At 62.5% G+C, this 6,351-nt stretch carries 3 protein-coding genes and 1 pseudogene; 3 read left to right on the top strand and 1 reads right to left on the bottom strand.

The genetic code is table 11. From position 1 onward, the window contains the following. Nucleotides 1-170: 170 nt before the first annotated feature. Nucleotides 171-1,370, bottom strand: a complete 1,200-nt coding sequence (locus C9I57_RS31905; RefSeq protein WP_107154492.1) for a M20 aminoacylase family protein — start codon at nucleotides 1,368-1,370, stop codon at nucleotides 171-173. 160 nt (nucleotides 1,371-1,530) lie between these two features. Here C9I57_RS31905 and C9I57_RS31910 point away from each other — a divergent pair, with 160 nt between their 5' ends. The 3 genes and pseudogenes from C9I57_RS31910 to coq7 all read left to right on the top strand — a co-directional run. Then, nucleotides 1,531-3,609, top strand: a complete 2,079-nt coding sequence (locus tag C9I57_RS31910) for a molybdopterin-containing oxidoreductase family protein (RefSeq protein WP_107154494.1) — start codon at nucleotides 1,531-1,533, stop codon at nucleotides 3,607-3,609. A gap of 133 nt (nucleotides 3,610-3,742) precedes the next feature. After that, nucleotides 3,743-5,458 carry a long-chain fatty acid--CoA ligase gene (locus tag C9I57_RS31915; protein WP_107154493.1) on the top strand — a complete coding sequence of 572 codons (1,716 nt, stop codon included), beginning with the start codon at nucleotides 3,743-3,745 and terminating at the stop codon, nucleotides 5,456-5,458. A gap of 169 nt (nucleotides 5,459-5,627) precedes the next feature. Further along, nucleotides 5,628-6,224: pseudogene (gene coq7, locus C9I57_RS31920) on the top strand (2-polyprenyl-3-methyl-6-methoxy-1,4-benzoquinone monooxygenase); the annotation flags it as partial. Nucleotides 6,225-6,351: the final 127 nt, after the last annotated feature.

Here is a 6,351-nt window from a genome sequence, read left to right on the forward strand (position 1 = left end):
GGACCGTGAAACGACTCCACGCCGATGATAGTGCGGATCCCCGTGTGAAAGTAGGTAATCGTCAGGCTCCCCAACCCCCAGCAAACCCCCGCCAGCTCTCGCTCGCGGGGGTTTGTGCTTTGGGGCGTCGCACAAGCGGTGTAGCGCAAGCAGCGCTACAAGGATCGCCGTTACGCCTGACTTGGCGCGAGGAAGCGCTGCGCGAGCCTTACCCAATAGGTCGACCCGATCGGCAGCAGCTCGTCGTTGAAGTCATAACTGGCGTTGTGAAGCATGCAGGGTCCTTCGCCATGTCCTATCTCGCGATGCGCGCCGTCGCCGTTGCCGAGGAACGCGTAGCATCCCGGTTTCTCGAGCAGCATGAACGAAAAATCCTCCGCGCCCATCGTAGGCTCAACGGCCGTATTGACGTTCTCCGCGCCGACGATCTCCCGCATGACTTCAGCAGCAAACTTTGCCTCTTCCGCACTATTGATGGTCGGCGGGTAATTGCGATGAAAGCTCACGTTGACCGAGCAGTCGAAGGCGGCAGCCGTCGCTTCCGCGATCTTGCGCATCTTGTCCTCGACCATATCGAGCGTCGCCGTCGTGAAGGTGCGAACCGTTCCGGCCAGCCACGCGTCGTCGGGGATCACATTGACGGCGTCGCCGGCATGTATTTGCGTCACCGACAGCACGGCCGTCTCGATCGGCTTTTTGTTTCTCGTAATGATGCTTTGCAGGGCGTTGGCAATCTGCACGGCGGCAAACACCGGGTCGCGTCCGTTGTGCGGCATGGCCGCATGCGCACCGACTCCCTTGATGTCGATTCGGAATTCGTTGCTCGAGGCCATGATCGGACCTTCTTTGACACCGAATGTCCCTTGCGGCAACCCTGGCCAGTTGTGAATGCCGAATACCGCATCGACAGGAAACCTCGAGAAAAGCCCGTCTTCGATCATCGCGCGGGCGCCGGCGCCCCCTTCCTCGGCGGGCTGAAAGATGAAGACGATCGTTCCATCGAACTCGCCCCGACTGGCGAGATATTGCGCCGCACCAAGCAGCATCGCCGTGTGCCCGTCGTGACCACAGGCATGCATTCTTCCGTGGTTTTGCGAGCGATGCTCGAACGTGTTCAGTTCATGGATCGGCAACGCGTCCATGTCGGCGCGCAGACCTACAGCACGCTGGCTCGTCCCGCGCTTCAGCACACCGACGACACCCGTTTTGCCCAAGCCCCGATGTACCTCGATACCCCATTGTTCGAGGCGTTGCGCAACCAGTTCCGCCGTGCGGACCTCCTCATAGCGCAGCTCAGGATGAGCGTGGATCGTTCGTCGAATCGCCTGAATTTCGTCTCGTGCCGCGAGAACTTCGGGAATGAGCTTCATGATTGGGTTTGCCGACGGAGTATCGAAGATATATGACTGTCTGAGCCATTCTACGCCCAACCTGCAAGACGACGTTTTGGGCCGGAAGGGCGCCGCAAGCGGTTAGAATTTTGGCGTGGCCCGGCAACTTCGCCTGCCCGCTCAAAGATCTAACCCCATGATGAACGCCCCGACCGATTTCGCCCGTGCCGTATGCCCGCATGACTGTCCCGATACCTGCGCAATGCGTGTGACCGTCAAGGACGGGATGGCGGTGAAAGTAGTCGGCGACCCCGATCACCCGCCGACGCAGGGCGTGCTTTGCACGAAAGTCAGCCGCTATGCGGAGCGCGTTCATCACCGAAACCGCTTGACCGTGCCGATGAAGCGAGTCGGGCGCAAAGGCGAAGGGCGGTTCGAGCCGATCGGCTGGGACGAAGCGTTTTCGATCGCGGCCGAACGCCTCTCGAACATCGTGCGCCGGGAACCGGAAGCGCTGCTTCCCTACAGCTATGCGGGCACGATGGGCCTCGTGCAGGGTGAAAGCATCGCACAGCGTTTCTTTCACAAGCTTGGCGCGTCACGGCTCGACCGGACGATCTGCTCGGCGGCCGGCGCGGCCGGTCTGAAGTATACGTATGGCGGCAGTCTCGGCATGCACGTCGAGTTCTTCGAGGAAAGCGAGCTCATTCTCATTTGGGGTTCCAACCCGATCGCCTCGAGCCTCCATTTCTGGACGCGCGCCCAAGAAGCGAAACGGCGCGGCGCGAGGCTCGTTGCCATCGACCCTTATCGATCGCTCACCGCCGAGAAATGTCATCAGCACATCGCCTTGCGCCTAGGCACCGACGCGGCGTTCGCCCTCGGCATGATGAATGTGCTCATCGACGAAGACCTGCTCGATCACGCCTATATTCAAGCGCATACATCCGGCTTCGAAGCGCTCGAGGAGCGGGCGCGCGCCTATCCGCCGGCACGCGTCGCCGAGATTTGCGGTATCGAAGCGCGCGAAATCGTCGATCTTGCGCGCCTTTACGGCAAGACTCGCAAGGCCGCTATTCGCCTCAACTACGGCATGCAACGCGTACGTGGCGGCGGCAACGCCACGCGTGCGATCGCTTGTCTGCCATCGCTGACCGGCGCGTGGCGAGACCGTGCGGGCGGCTTACTGCTCTCGTCGTCGAACTGGGCGCCGATCGATCATCAGGCGCTGCAGCGCCCCGATCTGCTGCCGGGCTGGCCGAACCGTCTGCCGCGCGTCGTCAATATGAATGCGATCGGCGACGCCTTGCTTCATCCGGGCGGCGGAAGCTTCGGCCCGAAAATCGAGGCACTCGTCGTCTACAACTCGAATCCCGTCGCCGTTGCTCCCGATTCGGAGCGTGTCGCGGCCGGCTTCGCGAGAGAAGACCTTTTCACCGTGGTGCTCGAGCATTTCCAAACGGACACCGCCGACTACGCCGACCTCCTGCTGCCGGCGACGATGCAGTTCGAGCACCTCGACGTCCACAAGTCCTATGGACACACCTACGTGATGGTCAATCGTCCGTTCATGGCCCCCATTGGCGAGGCGCGGCCGAATACGGAAATCTTTCGGGGAATCGCCCGGCGCATGGGCATCGAGGAGCCGATGCTGTATGAGAGCGACGAAGCGGTGGCGCGGGCGTCGCTCAACTGGGACGACCCGACGCTCGCCGACATGAGCTGGGAGAAGCTCGCTGCGGCCGGCTGGGCGAAGCTGCGGCTGCCCGATGCGCCATTTGCCGAGGGAGGATTTCAGACGCCCACGGGCAAGTGCGAGTTTGCGAGCACACAGCTCGCCGGCCTCGGCGCGGATCCCTTGCCCGACTACCTGCCGCCTCACGAATCGCCGGACGGCTCGCCCGAACTCGCCGCACGCTATCCGCTCGCGATGATTTCGCCGCCCGCGCGGCACTTCCTCAACAGCAGCTTTGTTAACGTCGAAAGCCTTCGCGCGACCGAAAGCGAGCCTCATCTGGACATCCATCCCGCGGATGCGGCGCCGCGCGGGATCCGCGAAGGCGACTATGTGCGCGTCCACAACGACCGGGGCTCGTTGACGGCACGCGCCCGTCTCACCGAGCGCGCGCGCGAGGGTGTCGTCGTCGGGCTTTCGATCTGGTGGAAAAAGCTCTCCCCGGACGGTCGCAATGCCAATCAGGTCACCAGTCAGGCACTGACGGATCTCGGCGGATCCGCCACCTTTTACGATTGCCTCGTCGAGGTCGAACGCGTCTGAATACGTATGTGGTTCGGCGCCTTGAATTGGAAGTCGAGGTCTAATCCAATTGTTCGATCGAGGGCGACCGGCTAGGATGCCGACTTCCGCACGATCATTCGAAATACATTCAAAAATCACGGGAGGGCGCCGCATGGAAAAAATCTGGCTGAAGTCTTATCCGCCCAGTGTCCCTGCGGAAATCGACGCGTCCGCTTATGCATCGGTCGGTGAACTGCTCGAAGAGAGCTTTGCCACATACCGGGAAAGGCGCGCGTTCGTTTGCATGGGCAAGGGGATCACCTACGGCGAGCTCGACGATCTTTCGCGCAAGCTCGGCGCCTGGTTCCAATCGAAGGGTCTCGCCCGCGGCGCGCGAATCGCGCTGATGATGCCCAACGTGCTGCAATATCCGGTCGCCACCGCGGCGGTGCTGCGAGCGGGATATGTCGTCGTCAACGTCAACCCGCTCTACACGCCGCGCGAGCTCGAGCACCAGCTCAAGGATAGCGGCGCCGAGGCGATCGTCGTGCTCGAGAACTTTGCGGCGACTGTCCAGGCCGTGCTGCGCAACACGTCGGTCAAGCATGTCGTCGTTGCCTCGATGGGCGATCTGATGGGCGCGAAAGGCGTCATCGTCAATTTCGTCGTGCGCCGCGTGAAGAAAATGGTCCCGGCCTGGAGCCTGCCCGGCCATGTGAAATTCAACGACGCCGTAGCCGAAGGGGCCCGGCAAACGTTCGTACCGGCCCGGCCGACGCATTCGGACATCGCCTTCCTGCAATACACGGGCGGCACGACGGGCGTCGCCAAAGGCGCCATGCTCACGCACGGCAACATCGTGGCGAACGTCTTGCAGTCCGCGGCCTGGCACGAGCCGGCGCATCCGAAAGGGGCCGAGGCCGAGCAGATCATCAACGTCGTCGCACTGCCGCTTTACCACATCTACGCATTGACGGTCTGTTTTCTGTTGACGGTGCGCGGCGGCGGTCTCGGCATTCTCATACCCAATCCCCGCGACATAGGCGGAATGATCAAGCAGCTGAAGGGCTACGCGATCAGCACGTTTCCGGCTGTGAACACGCTCTATAACGCTTTGCTCAACCATCCGAACTTCGGCCAGCTCGATTTCTCGAAGCTGAGGTGCGCGAACGCCGGCGGCATGGCCGTGCAGGAAGCCGTGGCGAAGCGCTGGTACGAGCGCACGGGCAAAGCGATCGTCGAAGGGTATGGCTTGTCGGAAACATCGCCGTCCGCGGTCTGCAATCCGGTTACGGCGACCGAATACAGCGGGGCGATCGGCGTACCGCTCCCTTCGACGGAAGTTTCGATCCGCGACGATGGCGGCAATCCCGTGCCGATCGGCGAGCCCGGCGAAGTCTGCATTCGCGGTCCTCAGGTCATGGTCGGTTACTGGAACCGGCCCGACGAGACGGCGAAAGTGATGACGGCCGACGGCTTCTTGAAGACCGGCGACATCGGCGTCATGGACGCGCGCGGATATTTCCGGATCGTCGATCGGAAGAAGGACATGATTCTCGTGTCGGGATTCAACGTCTATCCGAACGAAGTCGAAGATGTCGTCGCGAAGCATCCCGGCGTATTCGAAGTCGCGGCCGTCGGCGTGCCCGACGTGCACTCTGGCGAAGCGGTGAAGCTCTTTGTCGTCAAGAAGGATCCCGCGCTCACCGAGGCGGACGTACTGGCCTTCTGCAAGGAGCAATTGACGGGCTACAAGCGCCCGAAATTCGTCGAGTTCCGCAGCGAATTGCCCAAGACCAACGTCGGCAAGATCCTCCGGCGCGAACTCCGTGAAACGGCGGCCTCGGCACCCGCGAAGGCGTCGTTCGCAACCGCGCGCAACGACTGACGCCGTAGCGACTGGACGCGGCTGTCTGCCTTGCTCAACATCGTCTAAAATGCACGGTTAGCCGCCTTTTTGCCAGCAACTTCGCTTTGCGCCGATGCGGCCGCCAGTATCGTGGGGCGGACGCGCGTCGTGGAATGGGGCGTTGGATGGCGGGGCAACGGAGAGATGCATGACGCTGGATGAGTTGATCACCGAATTCGATCGGGGCCTGCGCTCGATGGCTGGCGTGAGCCGGATGAGCCGCCCCGTGCCGTCGCCATCGGCCGTGGCCGGCACGGAAATGACGCTCGCCGAGCAGAACCACGCCGCCGGATTGATGCGAGTCAACCATGTCGGCGAAGTCTGCGCACAGGCGCTTTATCAGGCGCAGAAACTCGCCGCGCGCTCACCTGCGCTCAAGGCCGCGTTCGATCGGGCTGCTCGCGAGGAGGAGGACCACCTCGCGTGGACCACGCACCGGCTCAAGCAGCTCGATTCGCGCCCGAGTCTCCTCAATCCGTTCTGGTACGCCGGCTCGCTTGCGATCGGCCTCGCGGCCGGATGCCTCGGCGACAAGGTCAGTCTCGGATTCATGGCGGAGACCGAACGCCAGGTCGAGCATCATCTCGACGGGCATTTGTCGGCTCTACCGGAGGCGGATGTCGAATCGCGCGCGATCGTGGAGCAGATGCGCGCCGACGAAACGGCGCACGCAAAGGCTGCAACGGACGCAGGCGGCGTCGATCTGCCGCGGCCTGTCCGCGCATTGATGCGGGTCGCGTCGAAGGCCACCTGTGCGTGCGGCGATCGACGATGTGTTGATGATGTAGCCGCCGGTTTTTTTCAAAAACGGATAGGCAGCCAACGTCGCGTCCCATACCGAACGGGCGTTGAGGTTCACGACCTCGTCAAAA

Origin of the sequence: Trinickia symbiotica (assembly GCF_003028655.1) — a bacterium.
GTDB classification, from domain to species: domain Bacteria; phylum Pseudomonadota; class Gammaproteobacteria; order Burkholderiales; family Burkholderiaceae; genus Trinickia; species Trinickia symbiotica_A.

Coding starts and splice junctions, on each gene's coding strand:
- C9I57_RS31905 (WP_107154492.1), bottom strand. CDS start 1,370: ATGAAGCTCATTCCCGAAGTTCTCGCGGCACGAGACGAAATTCAGGCG.
- C9I57_RS31910 (WP_107154494.1), top strand. CDS start 1,531: ATGAACGCCCCGACCGATTTCGCCCGTGCCGTATGCCCGCATGACTGT.
- C9I57_RS31915 (WP_107154493.1), top strand. CDS start 3,743: ATGGAAAAAATCTGGCTGAAGTCTTATCCGCCCAGTGTCCCTGCGGAA.